Annotated in this window: 19 protein-coding genes; 6 read left to right on the top strand and 13 right to left on the bottom strand. The window is 69.0% G+C overall.

Features of this window, described 5'->3' with window-relative positions; all coding sequences use genetic code 11:
- Window positions 1–11 precede the first annotated feature (11 nt).
- The 4 genes from DJ73_RS12245 to DJ73_RS12230 form a co-directional block, all read right to left on the bottom strand.
- A complete protein-coding gene (locus DJ73_RS12245) occupies window positions 12–833 on the bottom strand; it encodes a fumarylacetoacetate hydrolase family protein (RefSeq protein WP_094558105.1) in 822 nt (273 codons plus the stop codon).
- 21 nt (window positions 834–854) lie between these two features.
- The gene (locus DJ73_RS12240; protein WP_094558104.1) at window positions 855–1,202 is read right to left on the bottom strand and encodes a cupin domain-containing protein; all 348 of its coding nucleotides are present in this window, start codon (window positions 1,200–1,202) and stop codon (window positions 855–857) included.
- On the bottom strand, window positions 1,199–1,987 hold the full coding sequence (locus tag DJ73_RS12235) for an SDR family oxidoreductase (RefSeq protein ID WP_094558103.1): 789 nt from the start codon (window positions 1,985–1,987) through the stop codon (window positions 1,199–1,201). The genes DJ73_RS12240 and DJ73_RS12235 overlap by 4 nt, the downstream gene beginning before the upstream one ends.
- Before the next feature lie 89 nt (window positions 1,988–2,076).
- A complete protein-coding gene (locus tag DJ73_RS12230; RefSeq protein ID WP_094558102.1) occupies window positions 2,077–3,429 on the bottom strand; it encodes a DUF362 domain-containing protein in 1,353 nt (450 codons plus the stop codon).
- A 123-nt stretch (window positions 3,430–3,552) separates the two neighbouring features.
- Here DJ73_RS12230 and DJ73_RS12225 point away from each other — a divergent pair, with 123 nt between their 5' ends.
- The 3 genes from DJ73_RS12225 to DJ73_RS12215 all read left to right on the top strand — a co-directional run bounded on the left by DJ73_RS12225 (window position 3,553) and on the right by DJ73_RS12215 (window position 7,197).
- Window positions 3,553–4,662, top strand: a complete 1,110-nt coding sequence (locus tag DJ73_RS12225; RefSeq protein WP_094523799.1) for a mandelate racemase/muconate lactonizing enzyme family protein — start codon at window positions 3,553–3,555, stop codon at window positions 4,660–4,662.
- Between the two features lie 28 nt (window positions 4,663–4,690).
- Complete coding sequence (locus DJ73_RS12220) at window positions 4,691–5,908, top strand: mandelate racemase/muconate lactonizing enzyme family protein (RefSeq protein WP_094558101.1); 1,218 nt, start codon at window positions 4,691–4,693, stop codon at window positions 5,906–5,908.
- A 128-nt stretch (window positions 5,909–6,036) separates the two neighbouring features.
- Window positions 6,037–7,197 carry an acyl-CoA dehydrogenase family protein gene (locus tag DJ73_RS12215; protein ID WP_094523801.1) on the top strand — a complete coding sequence of 387 codons (1,161 nt, stop codon included), beginning with the start codon at window positions 6,037–6,039 and terminating at the stop codon, window positions 7,195–7,197.
- A gap of 33 nt (window positions 7,198–7,230) precedes the next feature.
- Here DJ73_RS12215 and DJ73_RS12210 read toward each other — a convergent pair whose 3' ends face one another.
- Window positions 7,231–8,190 carry a D-2-hydroxyacid dehydrogenase gene (locus tag DJ73_RS12210; RefSeq protein WP_094558100.1) on the bottom strand — a complete coding sequence of 320 codons (960 nt, stop codon included), beginning with the start codon at window positions 8,188–8,190 and terminating at the stop codon, window positions 7,231–7,233.
- 132 nt (window positions 8,191–8,322) lie between these two features.
- Window positions 8,323–9,576: an MFS transporter gene (locus DJ73_RS12205; RefSeq protein ID WP_094558099.1), complete on the bottom strand. Its 1,254-nt coding sequence runs from the start codon at window positions 9,574–9,576 to the stop codon at window positions 8,323–8,325.
- 173 nt (window positions 9,577–9,749) lie between these two features.
- On the opposite strand from DJ73_RS12205, the gene DJ73_RS12200 reads away from it, so the two are divergent.
- Window positions 9,750–10,535 carry an IclR family transcriptional regulator gene (locus tag DJ73_RS12200; RefSeq protein WP_094558098.1) on the top strand — a complete coding sequence of 262 codons (786 nt, stop codon included), beginning with the start codon at window positions 9,750–9,752 and terminating at the stop codon, window positions 10,533–10,535.
- A gap of 752 nt (window positions 10,536–11,287) precedes the next feature.
- Here DJ73_RS12200 and htpX read toward each other — a convergent pair.
- Window positions 11,288–12,157, bottom strand: a complete 870-nt coding sequence (gene htpX / locus DJ73_RS12195) for a zinc metalloprotease HtpX (RefSeq protein WP_094558097.1) — start codon at window positions 12,155–12,157, stop codon at window positions 11,288–11,290.
- Between the two features lie 157 nt (window positions 12,158–12,314).
- On the opposite strand from htpX, the gene DJ73_RS12190 reads away from it, so the two are divergent.
- On the top strand, window positions 12,315–13,253 hold the full coding sequence (locus tag DJ73_RS12190; protein WP_094558096.1) for an NAD(P)-dependent oxidoreductase: 939 nt from the start codon (window positions 12,315–12,317) through the stop codon (window positions 13,251–13,253).
- Window positions 13,254–13,444: 191 nt separating this feature from the next.
- A complete protein-coding gene (locus tag DJ73_RS12185) occupies window positions 13,445–13,897 on the top strand; it encodes an OsmC family protein (RefSeq protein ID WP_094558095.1) in 453 nt (150 codons plus the stop codon).
- Window positions 13,898–13,989: 92 nt separating this feature from the next.
- On the opposite strand, the gene flaJ is transcribed toward DJ73_RS12185, so the two are convergent.
- The 6 genes from flaJ to DJ73_RS12155 all read right to left on the bottom strand — a co-directional run.
- Window positions 13,990–15,726 carry an archaellar assembly protein FlaJ gene (flaJ, locus tag DJ73_RS12180; RefSeq protein WP_094558094.1) on the bottom strand — a complete coding sequence of 579 codons (1,737 nt, stop codon included), beginning with the start codon at window positions 15,724–15,726 and terminating at the stop codon, window positions 13,990–13,992.
- A 28-nt stretch (window positions 15,727–15,754) separates the two neighbouring features.
- A complete protein-coding gene (locus DJ73_RS12175; RefSeq protein WP_094523809.1) occupies window positions 15,755–17,428 on the bottom strand; it encodes a type II/IV secretion system ATPase subunit in 1,674 nt (557 codons plus the stop codon).
- Between the two features lie 110 nt (window positions 17,429–17,538).
- Window positions 17,539–18,291 (bottom strand): ATPase domain-containing protein, encoded by a 753-nt coding sequence (locus DJ73_RS12170; RefSeq protein WP_094523810.1) that lies wholly within the window; start codon window positions 18,289–18,291, stop codon window positions 17,539–17,541.
- A gap of 1 nt (window position 18,292) precedes the next feature.
- The gene (locus DJ73_RS12165) at window positions 18,293–18,790 is read right to left on the bottom strand and encodes a flagellar protein G (protein WP_094523811.1); all 498 of its coding nucleotides are present in this window, start codon (window positions 18,788–18,790) and stop codon (window positions 18,293–18,295) included.
- A complete protein-coding gene (locus DJ73_RS12160; RefSeq protein WP_094523812.1) occupies window positions 18,791–19,264 on the bottom strand; it encodes a flagellin in 474 nt (157 codons plus the stop codon).
- Window positions 19,254–20,763 (bottom strand): FlaD/FlaE family flagellar protein (locus tag DJ73_RS12155; protein ID WP_094558093.1); only part of this gene is annotated, 1,510 nt, incomplete at its 5' end. The genes DJ73_RS12155 and DJ73_RS12160, both read right to left, overlap by 11 nt.

The raw sequence follows: 20,763 nt of genomic DNA, 5'->3' as shown, positions 1-20,763 counted from the left end.
GCGCCGACCGCCTACCGCGTCACCGGCGCGTCGACCGCGCCGATCGACTCGACGACCGCCCGCACCTCGTCGCCGGGGTCGATGGGCGCCGCGCCGGGCGTCCCCGTGCTGAACAGGTCGCCCGGCTCTAACGTCATCACGTCGGAGTGGAACGAGACGATCTCCGCCGGCGGGAACAGCATGTTCCGGATCTCGTTTTCGGCCCGCACCTCGCTGTTGACCTCGGTCCGCACCGACAGCGGCTCCAGGTCGAGCGGCTCCTCCGGCACCGCGAGCGCGGCGCCGGGCACGAGGAACGTGTCGTAGCTCTTCGCCCGCGTGAGGAAGCGCGGGTTCCGCTGGAGGACGTCCTCGGCGGTCATGTCGATCACGGGCAGGAACCCCGCGATCACGTCGTCGACGTCGCCCTCGTCGACGTTCCGGCACGTTCGGCCCATGACGACGGCCAGCTCCGCCTCGGCGGTCACCCGCTCGCTCTGCGCCTCCGGCGGCAGTCGGATCGGACCGCCGGGCCCCGTCAGGACCGACGACGGCTTCATGAAGCTCGCCGGCTCCGTCGGGCGCTCCTCGTCGAGGTCGCCGGCGTGCTCCTCGTAGTTCAGCCCGATCCCCCACAGCTTCCCGAACGCCGCCAGGGGGGCGCCGAACGTCACGTCCGCCGCCGGGACGGGGTCGGCGGTCGCGTCGGCGACGTCGCCGAGCGTCCCCGCGGCCGCCCGGGGGAGGGCGTCGCGGACGCTCTCCAGATCCGGTTCGACGGCGCCGAGAGGGACGTACCCCTCGTCGCCGCCGAGCAGGGGGTCGCCGGTCGCCGTGCGTGCGAGGTACTTCATCGGGGGGTCGCTCCGTTCATCTCACTCCTCGCGGTCCGTCCAGAAGTCGAACGAGCGCCCGGGCGCGAACACGTCGAGGCCGACGGCGCGCTCGTCTCCGGTGTTCTCGACCCGGTGGGCCTCGTTGGACTCCAGCAGGACGGAGTCGTTCTTCTGGAGCGTGACCGAGTCGTCCTCGGTCGCGACCGTGAGCTCGCCCTCCAGACAGAGGCACACCTGCTCGTTCTCGTGGTCGTGCATCGGCGAGCTGTGGCCCGGCGGCTTCTCGAACCACTCGAAGGAGAACCGGTCGCTGCCCGCCATCGCCACGCGCCGCCAGCCCTCCTCTGGCTCGTACGTCTCCGCCTCGTCGAACGGGACCGGGTTCATAAGTTCGCTCCGGTCGAGCCGCCGTCGATCGGGAGCGCGGTGCCGTTGACGTAGCCGGACTTCGGCGACGAGAGGAACGCGACGGTGTTGCCGAGCTCCATCGGGTCGCCGATGCGTTCCAGCGGGTTCCCGGCCCAGTCGTCGAGCCCCTCCTCGTAGGAGTCGTAGTCGCCGCGCTCGACGGCGGCCTCGACGAGGTCGCGGATGCGGCTCGTCTCGTGGGGACCGGGCAGGACGGCGTTCGCGCGCACCTCCGGCGCGAACTCCTTCGAGAGCGTCTTCTCCAACCCGATGACGCTCATCCGGACGGAGTTCGACAGCACGAGGCTGTCGATTGCCTCCTTCACGCTCCGGGAGGTGATGTTGACGATCGTGCCGCCGTCGCCGTCCTTGAGGTGCGGGTACGACTCCCGCGCCAGCCGGACGACGCTCATCACGAGCAGGTCGTAGGCGTGCTGCCAGTCCTCGTCGTCGGTGTCGAGGAATGCGCCCGAGGGCGGGCCGCCCGCGCTCGTCACCAGGTGGTCGATCGTGCCGAACTCGTCGACGGTCGTCTCCACGAGCGCCGCGACCTCGTCGGCGTCGGTCAGGTCGGCGGACTGCGCGACGACCTCGCCGGTCGCGACCGCCTCGACCTCCTCTTTCGCGGCCGCCAGCCGCTCCTCGTCGCGGCCGTTGATGACGACGTCGACGCCCTCGCGGGCCAACGCCTTCGCCGATGCCTTGCCGAGTCCGCTGGACGACGCCGTGACGAGGGCCGCGTTCCCGTCGATCTGTAGGTCCATGCCTCACCCATCCCGAGTGCGGCGTGAAAACGTTTCCCTACAGGCAAGGGGACGGGAATCCGTCGGACGAGGCGACCGCGGTCGGGGCGCTATGCGTCCGGACCGCCCGACGGGTCGGTCGCCGGTTCGGCGTCGACCTCACCCGCCGCGTCCTCGAACCCCGCCGTCCCGTCGTCGAACCCCACCGTCTCGCGGCCGACCACCGTCGCCGCCTCCGGGAGGTCGTCGACGGCGGCGTCGGAGACCAGGAGCTCCCCGAGGTCCTGCGTGTTCCGGACCCAGACGATCCGGACGGTCTCGGGGTCGTACCCCCCGAGCGCCGCCAGCGCGGTCCGGAGCGCGAACTCGTCGTCGGGCGCCACCACGGGGAGCTTCGACTTCGAGAGCGACCCGCTCGTGAGCGCGTTCGCGTACGTCTTCTTCAGGTCGAGCTGGTCGACCGCGGCCCGCCGGGTGAGGTCGGCGAGGCCGATCCCGTTGCCGTTCCCCTTCGTCGCCTCGGTCAGCCCCCGCACGTAGATGAGGTCGATGTCGGGGGTCTCGGGGTCGGGCGCGTTGAGGACGCGGTAGCGCCCGATGACGTTCGTGTCCATCCCGGCGCCGGATATCTCCTTGCCGATCTCGTCGATGACGAGGAGGTCGACGTCGTCGATCGGGAGCGTCGGCATCTCCTCGTACGCGCGCTCCAACAGCTCCGGTTCGCGGTCGAGGAACGACCCCGCGGGGACGGCCTCCAGGTGCCCGACCTCCTCCTCGAAGTTCTCGATGAGCGCGATCCCGCCGATCAGCGGCGTCTCGCGCTCGATAACGTCGAGCGCGGCGGTCAGCGTCTCGACGTACCCCTCGGCGATCGCCGTCGAGTGGAACGACTTGGCGCCGCGCTGCTTGCCGAGCCCGACGACGGTCATCTTCGCGAGCCCGCTCTCGATCGGCCCGGTGAAGTTGGTGTGGGCCTTCACGCGGTTCACGACGAGGGCGGCGTCGGCCGCGAGCGCCGCCTCCGAAAAGTACACCGGCATGTCGACGTCGCCAACGGGCGCCGTCGCCAGCGCTTCGGCGGCCATCCGCGCGTCGATCGGGGCGCCGACCGTCTCCTCCGTGATCCCGAGCGCCTCCAGCACCTCGCGCTGCCCCTCGGGGGTCGCGCCGCCGTGGCTGCCCATCGCGGGGACGACCACGGGGTCGAACCCGCGCTCGGCGACCTCGTCGACGACCGCCGCCGCGACCTCGTCGATCCGGTCGATCCCGCGGCTGCCGACCCCGACGGCCACGGTCGCGCCCGCGGGGAGGCCGTCGAGGTCGAGCGAGCCGAGCGCCTCGCGCGCCGCCCCGACGGGGTCGTCGAGGCGTTCGGTCTCCGGCTCGTACCGCACCCGCGCGAACCCCGGGAGCGGCTGCGGGTCGATGAGCCCGTCGACGTCGGATCGGTCGGGGAACTCCATGTGGGCCCCCTCGTGGCGACGATACAAAAACTGCGGGTGGTCGGCGCGGCTGCGGTCGGCACCGCGCCTGAGAGTGTTGCCGATACGGGGGTCTACTTGTACCCGTGTGACGCCGCTGCACGTATGCAGATAACCGAAGTCGAGTCGTTCCCGATCAAGCTGCCGCTGGAGTCGCCCGTCTCCTTCTCCAACCGGACGCTCACCTACCGGGACCACGCGATCACGTACGTGCGAACGGACACCGGTCACGAGGGGGTCGGCTACTCGCTGGGGTACGAGGGGGCCGGCCTCATCGCCGACGCGGTCGAGTCGCTGCTCGAACCGATCCTCGTCGGCGAGGACCCCCGCGACACCGAGCGCCTGTGGCACGAGATGTACGAGGGGAACGTCCAGATCGGTCGGACCGGTCTCTTCTTGCGCGCCATCTCCACGGTCGACATCGCGCTCTGGGACGCGAAGGCGAAGGCGGCCGACATGCCCCTCCACAAGCTGCTCGGCGGGCACTCGGAGTCGGTCCCGTCGTACGCCAGCGGCGGCTACTACCGCGACGACAAGGGCCACGAGGCGCTCCGCGACGAGATGCGGCGCTACCTCGACGAGGGCCACGACGTCGTGAAGATGAAGGTCGGGCGCCTGTCGGCCGACGAGGAGGCCGAGCGCGTCGCCGCGGTGCGCGACGAGATCGGCGACGAGCGTACCCTCCTGCTCGACGCCAACGGCGTCTGGGGCTCCAGCACCGAGGCGCTCCGCAACTGCCGGGCGTTCGAGCCGTACGACCCGTACTTCATCGAGGAGCCCGTGATGATCGACCGCGTCGACACGATGGCCGAGGTGAACGACGGGATCGACTACCCCGTCGCCACAGGCGAACTGGAGGGGACGCGGCACAACTTCGCCCGCCTCGCCGACACGGGCGCGGCGACGATCCTCCAGCCCGACGTCACCGTCTGCGGCGGGGTCACGGAGTGGCTGAAGATCGCGAACCACGCCTCGGCGTACGACATCCCCATCGCGCCCCACTACAACTGGAACATCCACGCGTCGCTGCTCGGGGCCATCGAGAACGGCCTCTGGGTGGAGTACTTCTACCGCGACATGGACGTGAAGGCGTTCGACGACGTCGTCGCCGACCCCGTGACGCCCGGCGACGACGGGATGATCGACCTCCCCGACCGCCCCGGCCACGGCGTGCCGCTCGACGAGGACGCGCTGGAGCGATTCAGAGACGACTGACCCCGACAAATATCACTCAACCAGACACATGCGAGACTACTCAGACCAGATCGACACCCGCGACCCGGACCGAGACGTACAGATCACCGGCCTCGACGCCTGCGTCGTCGAGGGGAACTTCGAGTGGAACCTGATCAGAGTGGAGACCGACGCCGGCGTCACCGGCATCGGCGAGGCGTACCGCGGCGGCGGCGTCCCGGAGCTCGTCGAGTACACGAACCGGTTCCTCGTCGGCGAGAACCCCCTCGACGTCGAGCGCCTGGTGCGGTACATCTTCCAAGAGATGTCGGGCCACGGCGGCACGACCGGGAAGGTCGTCACCGCGGCCTCCGGCATTGAGATCGCGCTGTTGGACGCCGCCGGGAAGATCCTCGGCCTCCCCGTCTACCAGCTGCTCGGCTCGAAGTACCGCGACGAGGTCCGGCTCTACTGCGACTGCCACGCCGGCGAGGCGTACGCGGTCGAGGACGGCGCGACCGCCTACGCCGACGCCGAGGCGTACTCCCCCGAGGCGTACGCCGCCGAGGCCGGCCGCGTCACCGACATGGGCTTTTCGGCGCTGAAGTTCGACCTCGACCTGCCGGCCGACAACGAGAACGATCCGTACAACGGGCGCCTGACGAACGCGGCGATCCGAGAGAAGAAGGAAATCGTCGCGGCCGTGCGCGAGGAGATCGGCTACGACGTCGACCTCGCGTTCGACTGCCACTGGGACTACTCCGTCGAGAGCGCGAAGCGGCTCGCCCACGAGTTAGAGGAGTTCGACCTGATGTGGCTGGAGGACCTGATCCCGCCGGAGAACATGGACGCCCAGAAGGAGGTGACGAAGGCGACGCGGACGCCGGTCGCGACCGGCGAGAACCGGTTCCGCGTCTTCGAGCTGTCGGACCTGATCTACGAGCACGGCGTCGACGTCGTCACCCCCGACCCGGCGACGGTCGGCGGGCTCACGGAGACGACGCGGATCGCCGACCGCGCCGAGGAGAACTACATGCCGATGTCCCCGCACAACGTCTGTAGCCCGGTGGGGACGATGGCCTGCGTCCACCTCGGCGCGGCCACGCCGAACTTCGACCTGCTGGAGTACCACGCCCTGGAGGTCGACTGGTGGGACGACCTGCTGGCGCGCGACGAGCCGCTGATCGAGGACGGGCGAATCGCGGTGCCGGAGGCCCCCGGGCTCGGGATCGAGCTCGATATGGACGTCGTCGAGGCGCACCTTCTCGAGGGGACCGACGGGTTCTGAGCCGCGCCCGTCGCAGGCGCGCTCTCGACTCGCCCCGACCCGCGAATCGACACGCGAAGCGACCCGCGATCCCAGCCGCTCGCCGGCCAAGAGTATACTTATTTATCCTTGGGATCGCAAGCGATCGTATGCTCGATTACTTCGACATGGAGTCGACTCTGTCCGAGGAGGAGCGGATGCTCGTCGACTCCGCCCGGTCGTTCATCGACGGCGAGGTCGACGACATCGGCCAGCACTGGATCGACGGCACGTTCCCGGAAGAGCTCATCCCGAAGATGGGCGAGATGGGATTCTACGCGCCGAATCTTGAGGGGTACGGTCTCCCCGGCGTCAGCGAGACGGCGTACGGCCTGCTGATGCGCGAGCTGGAGGCGTGCGACTCCGGGCTCCGCTCGATGGCGAGCGTGCAGGGCGCGCTGGTGATGTACCCGGTCCACGCCTTCGGAAGCGACGAGCAGAAAGACGAGTGGCTGCCGAAGCTCGGCACCGGCGAGGCGGTCGGCTGCTTCGGGCTCACCGAGCCCGAGCACGGCTCGAACCCCTCCGCGATGGAGACGCGCGCCGAGGCCGACGGTGACGGGTACGTGCTCAACGGGTCGAAGACGTGGATCACGAACTCCCCGATCTCGGACGTCGCCGTCGTCTGGGCGAAGGACCGCACCGAGGACGGGAACCCCGTGCGCGGGTTCCTCGTCGAGACCGACCGCGACGGCGTCACCACCAACAAGATCGACGAGAAGCTCAGCCTGCGCGCGTCGATCACTGGCGAGATCAGCCTCCAGGACGTCCGCGTCCCCGCCGAGAACCGCCTCCCCGGCGTCGAGGGGATGAAGGGGCCGCTGTCGTGCCTGACGCAGGCCCGCTACGGTATCGCGTGGGGCGCGGTCGGCGCCGCGCAGGACTGCTTCGAGGTCGCCAAGGGGTACGCCACCGACCGCGAGCAGTTCGGGAAGCCGATCGGCGGCTTCCAGATGCAACAGCAGAAGCTCGCGGAGATGGCGACGCAGATCACGCTCGCGCAGCTGCTCGCCCACCGGCTCGCCGACCTCAAGGAGGCGGGCGAGATGCGCCCGCAACACGTCTCGATGGCCAAGCGCAACAACGTCCGGATGGCGCGCGACCAGTCGCGGATCGCCCGCGAGATGCTCGGCGGCAACGGGATCACCGCCGACTACTCGCCGATGCGTCACATGGCGAACATGGAGACCGTCTACACCTACGAGGGCACCCACGACATCCACACGCTGATCCTCGGCGAGGACATCACGGGGATACAGGCGTACCAGTAGTCCGGCGCTCGCTCCGTCTCCGACGGCGCCTTTTTAAACGACCTGATTTCTCAGTCCCTCGTACTCGCCGGTCTCGGCGACCCGCTCGAGGTTCTCGACGAGGACGTCGGCGCACCGCTCCCAGTACCTCGGCGTGTGGCCCGCGACGTGGGGCGTCAGGAAGACGTTCTCGAACCCCCACAGGTCGTGGTCGCTCGGGAGCGGCTCGGGGTCGGTGACGTCGAGCGCGGCGCCGTGGAGCGCGTTCGCCCGCAGCGCGTCCACAAGCGCCGGCGTGTCGATCACGCCGCCGCGCGCGACGTTGACGACGATCGCGTCCGCCGGCAGCGCGTCGAGCTCGGGTTCGCCGATCAGCCCCTCTGTCGTCTCCGTGAGCGGACACGCGAGGACGAGCACGTCGGTCCCCGGCAGGACGTCCGCGAGACCGTCGTAGCCGACCACGTCGTCGGTCGGTCCCCCGTCCTCGACGGTGTGGCGGACGCCGACCGTGTCGACGTCGAACCCCTCGAACCGCTCGACCACGGTCTCGCCGATCGAGCCCAGCCCGACGACGGTCACGGTGCTGCCGGCGAGTTCCGTGAACGACTGGAATCGGCGCCACTCCCGGCGCCGCTGGCGGCGGCGCCCCTCGTCGAGCCGCCGCGCGAACGTCAGCACCCAGCCGAGCACGTGCTCGGCGACGTTCGGGCCGTGGACGCCCGACGCGTTCGTCACCGCGACGCCGTGCTCGGCGAGCGCGTCCAGCGGGAGGTGGTCGACGCCGGCGGCGTTGCACGCGAACAGCCGCAGGTTCTCGGCGGCCGCCACCTCCTCGGCGTCGATGTACTTCCCGGCGACGACGGTGGCCTCCCGCAGGTAGCGCCGGTGGTCGTCGGGCGTCGCGGCGAGGCGCACCTCCCGGTCGGGGAGGCGTCGGTCGAGAATCTCCGCGTAGTCGGCCGCCGGGATTCCGTGCGCGTCGTGGTCGAGCACCGCGACGTCGATAGTGGACATGCTCCACGCGTCGCGGTCGGTCGACAAAGTACCCGGGGTCGCGGTCGTCGGCGGCGTCGGCCCGCGGTCGTCAGCGGCGTCGGCCCGCGGTCGTCGGCGGCGTCGGCCCGCGTCCGTCGCGGTCCCCCGGAGCTACTCCCCCATCCGGATCGGCGGCGACGCGCTCATCAGGAGCAGGCAGCCGATCCCGACGCCCGCGCCGACGAGGCCGGTGCCGGCGCCGACCGCGCGGACCGCCGCCTCGAACCCGAGCGGGCGGGTCGCGACCGCGACGGCGACGCCCATGACCACCGGGGTCGCCGTCGCCGCCGCGCGCCCGCTCCCCTCGCCGAGGCTGACCAGTCCGCCGCGCAGGTCCGCGGGCGGGAGCGTCGTGATGACGCTCCGGTAGATGGAGAGCACGAGCCCGAACCCGATCCCCATGAACACGACGCCGACGGCGGCGACCGCGAACGATCGCGCGAGGAACGCGAGCGCGAGCCCGGCGCCCATCGACAGGTTCGTGGCGACGAGCGGGTAGAGCCGGTCGTCGAACAGGGAGGCGATCCGCCCGGCCTGCGTCGCGGCGAGCGCGTACGTGAGGCTCGCGACCGCCGCGAGGACCCCCGCCTCCGCCGGCGTGTAGCCGAGCACGTCGACGACGAGGATCGAGTTGTACGTGAGGAAGCCGAACCACGCGACGTTCGCGCTCCCGCGCGCCACGACCATCGTCCACGCCCGGCGGTGCGCGACGAGCGCGCGCATGTCTCCGATCTGCGCCCGGATCCCCGCCTCCGAACCATCGTCCGCCGCCTCGCTATCGAGCGGCTCCTCGAAGTACAGGTAGACGACCGCCGCGATCGGGAAGGCGACGGCGTACAGCAGGAACGGGTACTGCCACGCCATCCCGACGAGCACCCCGGCGGCCAGCGGGAACGCCGTCTGCGACAGCCCGGAGCCGGTGAACCGGAGCCCCTGCGCGGTCGCCTCCTTCGTGCCCGCGTACAGGTCGCCGAGGCTGGTGATGATGATCGGCGTGAGCGCGGCGAACCCGATCCCTTGGAGCGCGCGCAGGGCGAGCGCCGCGGCGAAGGTGGAGACGAAGGCGATGGCGGTGCCGGTGAGCCCGAACCAGACGAGTCCGAAGAGCAATACCGGCCGCCGCCCGTATCGGTCGGAGATCACGCCCGCGATCGGGATGACGACGATCGACGGCGCGGTGAACGCCGACATCATGAGCCCGATGTTCGCCGTCGACGCCCCGAGCGGCTCGACGAGCGATCCGAGCACGGGCGAGAGGAGCGCGGTGCCGAGCGGCGGGAGGACGTTGATGAGAAGCAGCAGCTGGAAGGGTCGCTCTCGGACGATCCCCGAGTCGGCTCCGGCGATCGACGAGGGGGATACCACGCATGGCCGCAGACGGTCGCCCGAATTAAACCTACGCGTAGGGGCAGTCGGTCCTCCGCGCAGGGGCAGCCGGTCGCGCGGCGGCCCCGCTCCGTCACCGAGCGGCGGTAGCGTCCGTCGGAACGCGTTCGACCCAATCGAACGCTTTTATGCTTGGAGTTCGACGCGTGAGTATGAACGGACAGCCGAAAGACGCCGATACGCCGGAAAAAGACGCGGTACGGACCGCCGAAACGATGTTCGACGTCGTGCAACGCCTCGTCGAGAACGACGGCGCGTCCCTGGCCGAGTTGGCGGCCGAACTCGACTACGCGAAGAGCACGGTGCACCGACACCTCCACACCCTAGCGGACCTCGGCTACGTCGTCCGGCGCGACGGGGGGTACCACGTCGGCCTCCGGTTCCTCGAGATCGGCGTCACCGCACGGAGCGGCTACCGCGGGTACGACCTCGTGCGCCAGAAGGTCGAGGAGATCGCGGAGGTCACCGGGGAGCGCGCCCAGTTCTTCGTCGAGGAACACGGGAAGGCGGTGTACCTCGCGCGGGCCGTCGGGGACCGGGCGGTCCGCACCGACCCCGGGATCGGCAGCCGCATCCCGCTGTACGCGGCGTCGGCCGGGAAGGCGATCCTCGCCGAGCTCCCGGAGCCCGAGCTGTCCGACATGTTCGAACGCATGTCGTTCGAGCCGGTGACGGAACACAGCATCACCGACCCGGACGAGCTCCGCGCGGAGATCGAGGCGGGACGCGAGCGCGGCTACTTCTTCAACAGGGAGGAGTCGCTCCGCGGGACCCACGCCGTCGGCGTCTCGATCTGCGACCCGGACGGCGAGGTGATCGGCGGGCTCAGCGTCACCGGCCCCTCGCACCGCCTGAACGGGGACCGACTCGAGTCCGAGATCCCGGACCTCCTGCTCGGCGCGGCGAACGAACTCGAACTCAACATCGCGCACTCGTAGCGTCTGCCCCCGGCCGTCGGCGGCGCTCGTCTGTTCGCGGTGTTCGCCCGTTCGATCATATCGAACGACGTTATCCGTCATCCGTGGACCGCTCGAGCTCTCGTCGGCTCAGAATAACACGAGTACTCTTGTTATTTTAACTCGGCTCCGGATAGTCGAGCCGTCCCGTCCGAACCGGGCTCGCGACGCCGGATCGGGTCCTCCGCATATAATTCATAATCGTGTCACGATCGGACGAAGATTATGGAGCTGAAATTAAATCGCCCCGCTCCCGACGATGTTCACACTCCGATCTTCTCTGAGAGTTCAAACGACGAGATCAACCCGCCAACGGCCGCTTTCAAAGGCTCTTAGCGACGATACGGAGAGCGGCGGCTCTCGGCGATATCCTCGAATCGATCGTCGGCCTCCGTTCGCACGGTGAGCGTCTCAACACCGTGTATCGGGCGTATACCCTGTTAAGGGCCGATCCGTGCCGCATTGCTCTCACTTGTCCGTCTTTTCCGCTCGCCGTCGCTCACGGCTCGCCGAACTCGAACGTATAATAGTGCTGTGATGTACCAACGTCTGTCATATGCGAACTGAGAAGGGAAAGACTGTGCCGGCCGCGGCGGCGGCGGCGTCGCGACTCCGGCTCCTCGACTGTCTCGTTCGACCGACGGACGAGCGATAGCGGGGGAGGGTCGCCTCCGGCCCGCGGCCTTGGGAGCCGCTTCCGGATCGCCGTCTCGCGGCGAGCGACCGGGTCCGAGTCAGGCCGTCTCCATCTCGCGCTCGAGCTCGCGGAGCCGCTCGACGCGGTTCTCGGTGGACGGGTGCGTCGAGGCGATCTTCCCGATGAAGCCGGAGCGGATCGGGATGATGAAGAACGCGTTCATCTCCGCCTCCTGCCGGAGGTCCTCCTCCGGCACGCGGTCCATCCGCCCGTCGATCGTCATCAGCGCCGACGCGAGCGCGCCGGGCTTCCCCGTGATCAGCGCGGCCCCGCGGTCGGCGGAGTACTCGCGGTACCGCGAGAGCGCGCGGATCAGCAGGAACGAGACGATCCAGACGACGATGGAGACGAGCACCGCGACGATGACGGGCGCGCCCTGACGGTTGTTCCCGCCGAGCAGCCATCCCCACCGGACGATGAAGAAGGCGATCGTCGAGAGGAACGAGGCGATGGTCATCACCATCACGTCGCGGTTCTTCACGTGCGCGAGCTCGTGGGCGAGCACGCCGTCGAGCTCGTCCTCGTCTAACGACCGGAGCAGCCCGGTCGTCACCGCGACGGTCGCGTTCTTCTTGTTCCGGCCGGTCGCGAACGCGTTCGGCACCTGCGTGTCCGCGACCGCGATCGTCGGCTTCGGGAGGTCGGCCTGCTGGCTCAGTCGCTCGACCCGCCGGTGGAGGTCGGGGTACTCGTCGGGGCTCACTTCGCGGGCGCCCATGCTCCGCAAGGCGAGCTTGTCGCTGAAGAAGTACTGGGCGATCGCGAACCCGCCGAGCATGATCAGCGGGAACAGGAAGTCGCCGAAGTACACGGTGAGCACGCCGACGAAGACGACGTAGAGGGCGAAGAGGAGGAACATCGTGAACGCCATCCGCCCACGGAGTCCCCAGTCGGTCTTCCATTCCATACCCGAGTTTTACCGTTCGTCGGATTAAAGCCTGCCGGGGTCGCGGGCGGGTCGTCTCGGCGGCGCGTTCGTCCGATCACGTGCGCGCTCGCCCGATCACGTCCGTCCCCGGCGCGAGGACGGTGCGCTTTTGCCCCGCCGTCCGGGACCCGAACGCATGGAGACCGTCCTCGTTACCGGCGGCCGCGGCGCCTCCGGGCGCTGGGTCGTCGACCGACTCGCCGGCGACTACGAGGTCGTCGTCGTCGACTACGACCACCCCGGCCTCGACGCCGACCCGGCACCGGGCGTCTCGTTCCGCGCGGCCGACCTCGCCGACCGCGGCGAGGCGCTCGACGTCGTCCGCGCGGTCGACCCCGACGCGGTCGTCCACTGGGCGGCGATCCCGGTCGCGGACACCCACCCCGATGGGCGCGTGTTCGAGACGAACGTCCACGCCGCGAAGAACGTCCTCGACGCCGCCGGCCGCGCGGACGCCCGGATCGTGCAGGCGTCGAGCGACGGCGCGTACGGCTTCTTCTTTGCCGATCCGACGCCGTTTCCGGACGAGCTCCCGGTCACCGAGGACCACCCGCTCCGCCCGGAGGACCCGTACGGGCTCTCGAAGGTGACGGCGGAGGCGGCCGCCGGCGCGGTCGCGCGCCGCGAGGGCGTCCCGGCGGTCTCGATCCGGCCGTCGTGGATCCAGTACCCCGGCGCGTACGCCTGTCGGGGCGACGAGTACGTCGGGGACCTGGACGCCGGCGCGGGCAACTTCTGGTCGTACGTCGACGCCCGCGACGTCGCCGACCTCGTCGCGGCGGCGCTCGCGGGCACTGCGGGGCCAGACCCGGCCGTGGGTCCCGGTACCCACGAGGCGGTCAACTGCGTCGCCGCCGACAACGCGCTCGGCCGCCCCCTCCTCGACCTCCTCCGCGAGTCGTACGGTGCGATCCCGAACGACTGCGCCGTCGACGAGAGCGCGCTCGCCGAGGGCGACGACCGGGGCGCCTACGCGGTCGCGAAGGCCGAGCGGCTGTTCGGGTGGACGCCGAGCCGGTCGTGGCGCGAGGCGGCCGGTGAGGACGTCCCCGAGCCGGTCCTGTTCGAGGCGTAGCCCGCAGCGGACGCTCGCCGCCGACCTCAATACTTGCCGCGACGAACGACCTCCCGCACGGGCCTATCTGCGGCGAGCCGGGGGCGCACGTCGCTTCAGCCGGCGAATCGGCCGACGGAGACCGTCACGGACGGCAGCGGTTCTGCCCACTGCCGGACGCTTCATGCGGTGACGTCTCGTCGAACGAGTACATGAGCGAGGCAGATCACACTGAACGGTTCGCGGTATCGGCCGAGAGCGAGAGCGAGACGAAGACGGTCGTCGAGGCGCGTGACTTCGAGTTCGTCGTCGACGAGCCGTCGCCGCTCGGGGGGACGAACGACGGACCGAACCCCGTCGAATACCTCATCGGCGCGTGGGCCGGCTGTCTCAACGTCGTGGCGCACACCGTCGGCGAGGAGCACGGGATCGACCTCGAAAACGTCGCGATAGATATCGAAGGCGACCTCGATCCCCGGAAATTCTTAGGGATCGACGAGGACCCCCGAGCGGGATATCAGGAGATCACCGCGCGAATCGAGGTCGAGGCCGACGCCGACGAGGAGGCGCTGGAGGCGTTGGCCGCGGAAGTCGAGCAGCGGTGTCCGGTCGGCGACAACCTCGAGAATCCGACTCCGATAAACGTGGCCATCGACGCGGCTTGAGGGTGGCCATCGACGCGGCTTAAAACGTGGCTACCGACGGGGCTCGAGACGCGGCCCGATCGGTCGCGCGGCACGCGAGGAACTAATCGATTTCAAATCGTCAGGATCGCGTTCACCAGCGTCCGGGTCGCGATCGCCGTCGCCGCGCCGAGCCACGTCAGCAGCACGAAGTGGATGTAGCCGTTCGCGGGGTTGCCGCCGTCTATCCGCCGGATCATCTGCGAGGAGAGGGCGGCGTTGAAGAGGACGACCGTCAGGAGGAGGTACTCGATCAGCGGGATGTCGTACGCGCCCGGGTAGACGATCTGGCCGATGTCCATCTCCTCGAGCCCGAAGTCGGCCGTGAGCTCGGCCAGGATCGCGACGATCTCCAGCCCGATGAAGAAGGCGAACGTCGCCGCCGCCGTGATCCCGTACAGCAGGCCGATGAACGTCATCGCCGCCTGTCGCCGCTGCTCGCGCAGCTGGTTCACGGCGTTCATGTTCTTCGAGATCAGCTCGCCGAGCATCTTCGGGTCCCCGCCCATCCGCCGGCCGACGAGGTACATCTCGGAGAACTTCTGGATGAGGTACGACCGCGTGTCGTACGTGAACTGCTCCCACGCACCCTCGGTGCTGATACGCATGTTGAGCCGGCGGTAGAGCCGCTCGATCGCCGGCGAGAGGTCGCCGAAGTTCTTGTCGCGCAGCGTGGTCAACACGTCGGTCGTCGTCGACTGCTTGGCGCTCTCGGTGGCGCCGAGCGCGCGCACGAAGGAGGGGAACTCGCCGTCGCGGGCCGTGATCTGCTGTTCCTCTCGCCTGAGGACGACGCCCGTGATGATGAGCGGCGAGATGGGGACCGCGAGGTACAGCGGCAGCCGGACGTCGTCGACGAAGAAGAGCAGCCCGGGGAGCCCGGAGCCGTAGCCGAACATCCCGGCCGCGGTGATCCCGATGATCAGGAAGGAGAGCCCGCCGCCGACCCCGAGCGACGCCCACAGCTTCAGGTCGCCCGGGGCGCGCTCGTCCGGGTGGAACCAGATCGGGTCGTACGGCGAGGTCGCCCGGATCATCGCGTAGAAGCCGAGCTGGACGAAGACGAACAGGACGATGACGGCCGCCACCGTCGCGGTCGGATTGTTCCCGGTGAGGATCGGGAGGACGATCGCGAAGACGAGGGCGAATGTCATCGAGAGGATCATCGACATGTACAGGTCCTTCATCACCTCTAAGTTCGCCAGCGAGGACTCGTACACCGTCTCGTACTTCGCGAGCATGACGTCCTGCTCTGAGACGAGGAACTCCTCTAACGACTGGCCCGCCCCCATCGTGTAGCCGAGGCGGTCGAAGAAGTCGGCCATCGCGTCTGAGGGCACCTCCTCGGCGCGCCGGCGACAGGCGTCGTCGAGGCTCTGGTTCCACGTGTCGACGAGGTGGACGACGCGGCCGATCTCCTCGGCGGCGACCCCGTACTCCTCCTCCTTTGCGAGCGTCCGAAACACCTCCATGCGGTCGATGTTCGTCGTCGACAGCACGGTCATGTGCGTCATCACGAGGTGGAGCTGGTTGTCGATCTGGTTCTCCAGGCTGGAGAGGTAGATCTTCGGGTAGATCACCGCCGCCACCAACACCAGCCCCCCGAACATCGGGACGGGAACCCGCGCCGCCAACGGGAGCGGGAGCGCGAACAGGCCGACGACGCTCGCGGCGAAGACGAGCAGCGCCGGGATCAACACGAGCCCGACGTACTTCCGCTTCGAGATGTCGAGTTTATCGTACGACTCCATGACGGCCGAGGTCAGCTCGGCCGCGGTCGCGAGCCCGTTTCCGACCTGTTTCACCGCCATTACACGTCAGCCTCGCTCATCGGTCGGTTCACCCGACGTTCCGGTGCATGTCGAAGGGAAGCCCCTCGACGCCGTCGCGCTGGAAGGAGTTGATCGCCTCGTTCACCTCGTGGTACCCCATGATCCCCTCCTGGATCATCCGCTCGATCAGCTCCGCGCGGAAGTCCAAGTCGTCGTAGATGTCGCGGGTGTCGGCGTAGCCGAGCAGCGTCGCGATCTGCTCTTCGAGGACGTAGGAGTTGTTCATCCCTTGGAACACGATGTCGTCTTCGACGGGGTCCCAGCTGAACACCTCCCGGGTGACGACCCCCTCCATCTCCTTGGAGTACCCCTCGATCTCCTGAACGCTCGTCACGCGGCGGAGGACGTCGTCGCCCTGTTTCACGCGGTTCTGGAACAGCGCCACGTCGGCGTTGTCCATGAACGTCTCGGGGACGTTGATCGGTTCGGAGGTGAACCGCTGGATCATCGAGACGATATCCGACGCGTGGAACGTCAGCATGACCGGGTGACCCGTCTGAGCCGCCTGGAACGCCATACGACCCTCGGCGCCACGGACCTCGCCCACGATGATGTAGTCGGGCCGCGACCGCAGCGCGGCGGCGACGAGGTCGAACATGTCCACGTCGGAGGAGCCCTCGTCGCCGCCCTCGCGGGTCAGCAGCTGCTGCCAGGTGTTGTGCGGGGGAATGACCTCGGCGGTGTCCTCCGCGGTGTATATCTTCGAGTCGTCCGGGATGTACGACAGGATCGCGTTCAGTGTCGTCGTCTTGCCCGACGCCGTTTCCCCGACGACGAACACGGTCTGTTCGTTCTCCAGACAGAGCCAGAGGTACGCCGACAGCTGCGGCGAGAGCGTTCCCCAGTGGGTGATTTGGTTGATCGACAGGGGCACTTCGTCGCCCTGCCGGATCGTGAGCGAGGAGCCTTTTAGCGACACGTCGTCGGAGTAGATGATGTTGATACGCGACCCGTCCGGCAGCGTCGAGTCGACGATGGGGTCGGAGTCGGAGAGCGGGTCGCCCATCCGTTCGCCCATGTTGCGGAGCCAGTTGTCGAACTCCTGGGGCGTCCCGAAGTCGACGGTCGTCTCCAACATCCCGTAGGTGCCGTGATCGACGTGGCACTCCTTCGGGCCGATGACGTGGATGTCCTCGTTGGCCGGGTCGCGCATTATCGGCTCGAGCGGTCCGAGTCCGACGATGTCGCGGTTGAGCCGGTAGCGAATGTTCTCGTACGTCTCCTCGGTGACGGAGAGCTTCCCCATGTTCAGCACCTTCGAGAGGTTCCCTCGGATGCCCTCGTTCTGCCCGTCGATGTGAGTGACCTCCTCTAACAGCTCCTCGATGAGGTCGTCGTACTCGGCCTCGCTGTCGGGAGCGGTGTGCTGCCCGCTCGTCCTGAGGAGGCGGTTCTTGACCTCTGTGAGGACCTCCGCCTGGGTACCGGTGATCTCCGGCTCGATGGCGTAGTACTTCGTGTCCTGTCCGAGGTCGCCGTAGATGTGACTGTAGATCGGCCCCCCGACCGGGTAGATGACGTTCGGGCGGTTCGACTCGTACTCGCCTTTCGGCTCCTCGATGAACTGCGGGAACTCCCCCGTGATCTGCTTGAACTCCCGGAGGTGTTCCCGGAGGTGGGGCCGCCGCATGGCGGCCTTGCGGAGCTCTTCCGACGGTTTCGCGGTTCCGTGTTCGGTCATGGTCTACTCGCCGCCTCCGCGGGTCCTGACTGCGCGCGCCGTCGCGAGCGGTCCGTCGTTCGCGTCCCGCCCGCGCGGGACGGCGGGTCCGTCGCGGGCGGGCGGCGTCATCACGCCACGCTGCGGCTCTCGATGACGATTCCGGTACCCGACCGGACAGAGAACCCGATCGTGTCCCCGACCTGTTCGCCCATCCCCGCGAAGCGTTTCACGTTGATCTGCCGGCGGATGTCGTTGCCGACCTCGATCATCTCCAGCTCGAGGAACACGTCGGCGATCGAGCGGAACGGGCCGATGGCCTCGTCGTCGACCGCCGACGGGTCGACGGTGAGCACGACGACCTTCCCCTGCGAGATGATCTCGCGGAAGAAGGAGATGATCTCCAGGGCGGCCTGCCGCTCCTCGTTCTTCCGGACGAGCGCCTCGAACGTCGGGTCGTTCCGGAAGATGGCGTCGAACGTGTCGAGGAAGATGACGTCGGAGTTCCACATCGCCTCCGCGTTCATCAGCCGCTTGAGCAGTTCCTTCCGCTCGCCGTCGCCGTCGGAGAACGCGCCCCCCGAGTCGAAGTCGGCGTGGAGGAACAGCAGCTCCTCTTGGAGGAGCGGCTTCACCATGTCGTACTCCAGCGAGTGCATCTGATCGATGAACCCGCGGACGGTGAGCTCCGTCGACATCATCGTGACGGACGCTCCCTCCTCGACGAGTCCGTACGCGAACCGCTGCGAGATGGCGCTCTTCCCGGCCCCGTAGTCGCCCTCCATGAGGACGATGCTGCCGCGGGGGATCCCCCCACCGAGCTCCTTATTCAAGCGGTCGCGTTCGCCGAGTCCGATGGAAAGCAGATTGTCTGTGCGAGGCATGTCAGTTGGCCTCCGTGCGGAACTGGAACAGCTCCTCGTCGCCGTTCACCGTGAGGTACACGCGGTGGTCCGTTCCGGGGTCAAGACCGTCGCTCGTCTCGCCCAGCCGGTTGGTGTCGATCGTGAGCCGCAGGACGTCCCCGCGGCTCCACGCCGCGCCCGTTCCGGCGGAGGCGAGCTCGCCCTCCGTCGCGCTCGGCGGGACGTAGGCGCCGTCGAAGACGACGTCGACGCCGGAGCCGTCCGGGTTGAGGCGCTGTGTCCCGGTGTTCTTTATCAGCAGCGTCACGTTCTCGTTCCCGCTCTCGTTGTACACCCCGGCGCTCGCGTCGGAGATGACGGTCACGTCGGTCCGGAGCTGCTCGGTCGCGTCGATCCCGGCGTCCTCGACGGCCGCGCTCACCCGGTCGACGCCGGTCGTGATCGTGCCCACGACGCCCGCGGCGATCACGAGGCTCGCGATGAACAGGATGAGGTGAGAGACCGGTACGCTGGCCATCTACGCGCTCACCTCCGCCGCGTCGCGGACGCCGGACTCGACGACGAGGACGACGCGAGTGGGGTCGCTCCCGGTCGTGATCGCGGTGTCGACGGTCGTCGTGTCGACCGTCACCGTCAGCGTCTCGCCGCCGAGCCAGAGCTCGGTGTCGCCGTCGCCGTCGACGGTCGTGGTCGCGTTCGGTCCGCCCACGTCGACGTACTCGTTGCCGACGACCAGCGTCGCGTCGCTCGCGACCAGCCCGACCGAGCCGTCGTTGGTGGCGTTGACGACCAGTTCGTCCGCGCCGTCGTCGTACGTCGCGTTCGTCACGGCGAACTCGGTGTTCTGCCGCTCCAGCGAGCGCTCTTGGATCCCCTGTTGCGCGTCGGTGACGCGGTCGAAGCCGTTGGCCGCGACGGGGTAGAACGCGGTGAACGCGAAGAACAGCCCCGCGACGATGATGGCCGTCGACGCGGAGACGCTAACGCCCATCTCCCCACCCTCCGTCGGCCGGGTCGGCGCGGTCGGAACGCGGGTTCGGGTCGTTCATCGGACGCGGGGAGCCGCCGTTCCGCTCGCGTCCGTCGGGTCGCTCGCCGCCGCGGTCCGTCCGCCCCTCTGCGCGTCCCGACCGCTCGTCCCGCCGTTCAGCGTCGCCGTGGCCGTTCGCGCGTCGCCCCTCGGAGCCGTCGTGCCGGCGCCCCTCGGAGCCGTCTCGACGCCGGCCGCCGCGTTCCTCGCGTCGGTCCCGCCCGTGGTCTCGCCCGCCGACCCGCGGCGCGCCGCCGCCGACCAGCGAGCCCCCGGCGAGGTCGTCCCACCGGTCGAGCAGCAGCAGGTGTCCGCTCGTCCCGTTGAGCTGCGTCACGTACCGGAGGCTACGAGTGTGGTGCTCCCGGACCAGTCGATCGGTCCCCGGTCGGTCGACGAGGTTGCGGTCGATCGTGCCGAAGCCGGAGAGGAAGTCGCGGAGCCGCGCGGCGGCCTCCGGGCCGACCCACTCGATGCGCTCGTAGTAGTTGATCGCGCGCACCGCGTCGGTGACGTCGCTTTCCGAGACGAGGAACTCCAGCCACTCCATCACGAGGAGGTCGCCGACGTAGTCGCCGGGGAGCTCCGTGAGGTACGGCTTCCCGCGGCTCCCGGAGAGGTCGTCCTCACCGACGTACTCGAAGCCGCCGCCGTTCGCCTCGGCCGGATCGCCGCCGGGCTGTCGGCCGCGCGTGTGGTCGGCCGCCGGCTCCGGTTCGGGGTCCGGCTCCGGTTCGGGGTCCGGCTCGTGGCCGTTCGTCGCGGGGTCTGCGTCGGTCGCCGGCTCCCCGTCGAACGAGTCGTCCCCGTCGTCGAACGGGTCCGTCTCGTCACCGAGGTCGTCGTCGAAGGGATCCGTCTCGTCGCCGAGGTCGTCGTCGAACGAGGCGTCCCCGTCGTCGAACGGGTCCTCGTCCGCGGGGGCGGCCGCGTCGCCGTCTCCCCCCTCTTCGTCGGCCCAGTCGGCCTCCCCGGCGTCGTACTCCTCTTTCAGTTCGCTGAAGCTCTTTCCGTCGTCGTTCATGTCGTCTCCCTCGTCCGCCGCCGCGGTCTCGGACGAGGCGTCGGCGGAGTCGCCGTCGTCCGTGTGGTCGTCGTCCGGTTCCCCGTCCAGCTCGCCGAACTCGTCGCCGCCGTCGTCGAAGTCGTCGTCGAGCATCTCGTCGTCGAAGAACCCGTCGGCGTCCGCGTTCGCGACGTCCTCGTCGAGGTCGTCCCCCGCGTCGTCCTCCTCCTCGTCGTCGAAGAGGCCGAACGACCCCTCGCCGCCGCCGCTGACGCTGTCGAAGCCGCTGGAGTCGTCGACGAAGGGGTTGATCCCGCGGGTGACCATCTCGTAGATGTCGAGCAGGTTCCTGACGTCCTCCTCGATATCGTCGACCGCGGCCGAGATCTCCTCGTTCTCCGACCGGACCGTGGACACCGTCGAGGAGAGCGACGCGACCTCGTTCTCGAGGTCG

Origin of the sequence: Halorubrum sp. Ea1, from assembly GCF_002252965.1 — an archaeon.
Taxonomy (GTDB): domain Archaea; phylum Halobacteriota; class Halobacteria; order Halobacteriales; family Haloferacaceae; genus Halorubrum.
This window is presented reverse-complemented; position numbering and strand designations above follow the sequence as displayed.

Coding starts and splice junctions, on each gene's coding strand:
- DJ73_RS12245 (WP_094558105.1), bottom strand. CDS start 833: ATGAAGTACCTCGCACGCACGGCGACCGGCGACCCCCTGCTCGGCGGC.
- DJ73_RS12240 (WP_094558104.1), bottom strand. CDS start 1,202: ATGAACCCGGTCCCGTTCGACGAGGCGGAGACGTACGAGCCAGAGGAG.
- DJ73_RS12235 (WP_094558103.1), bottom strand. CDS start 1,987: ATGGACCTACAGATCGACGGGAACGCGGCCCTCGTCACGGCGTCGTCC.
- DJ73_RS12230 (WP_094558102.1), bottom strand. CDS start 3,429: ATGGAGTTCCCCGACCGATCCGACGTCGACGGGCTCATCGACCCGCAG.
- DJ73_RS12225 (WP_094523799.1), top strand. CDS start 3,553: ATGCAGATAACCGAAGTCGAGTCGTTCCCGATCAAGCTGCCGCTGGAG.
- DJ73_RS12220 (WP_094558101.1), top strand. CDS start 4,691: ATGCGAGACTACTCAGACCAGATCGACACCCGCGACCCGGACCGAGAC.
- DJ73_RS12215 (WP_094523801.1), top strand. CDS start 6,037: ATGCTCGATTACTTCGACATGGAGTCGACTCTGTCCGAGGAGGAGCGG.
- DJ73_RS12210 (WP_094558100.1), bottom strand. CDS start 8,190: ATGTCCACTATCGACGTCGCGGTGCTCGACCACGACGCGCACGGAATC.
- DJ73_RS12200 (WP_094558098.1), top strand. CDS start 9,750: ATGAACGGACAGCCGAAAGACGCCGATACGCCGGAAAAAGACGCGGTA.
- htpX (WP_094558097.1), bottom strand. CDS start 12,157: ATGGAATGGAAGACCGACTGGGGACTCCGTGGGCGGATGGCGTTCACG.
- DJ73_RS12190 (WP_094558096.1), top strand. CDS start 12,315: ATGGAGACCGTCCTCGTTACCGGCGGCCGCGGCGCCTCCGGGCGCTGG.
- DJ73_RS12185 (WP_094558095.1), top strand. CDS start 13,445: ATGAGCGAGGCAGATCACACTGAACGGTTCGCGGTATCGGCCGAGAGC.
- flaJ (WP_094558094.1), bottom strand. CDS start 15,726: ATGGCGGTGAAACAGGTCGGAAACGGGCTCGCGACCGCGGCCGAGCTG.
- DJ73_RS12175 (WP_094523809.1), bottom strand. CDS start 17,428: ATGACCGAACACGGAACCGCGAAACCGTCGGAAGAGCTCCGCAAGGCC.
- DJ73_RS12170 (WP_094523810.1), bottom strand. CDS start 18,291: ATGCCTCGCACAGACAATCTGCTTTCCATCGGACTCGGCGAACGCGAC.
- DJ73_RS12165 (WP_094523811.1), bottom strand. CDS start 18,790: ATGGCCAGCGTACCGGTCTCTCACCTCATCCTGTTCATCGCGAGCCTC.
- DJ73_RS12160 (WP_094523812.1), bottom strand. CDS start 19,264: ATGGGCGTTAGCGTCTCCGCGTCGACGGCCATCATCGTCGCGGGGCTG.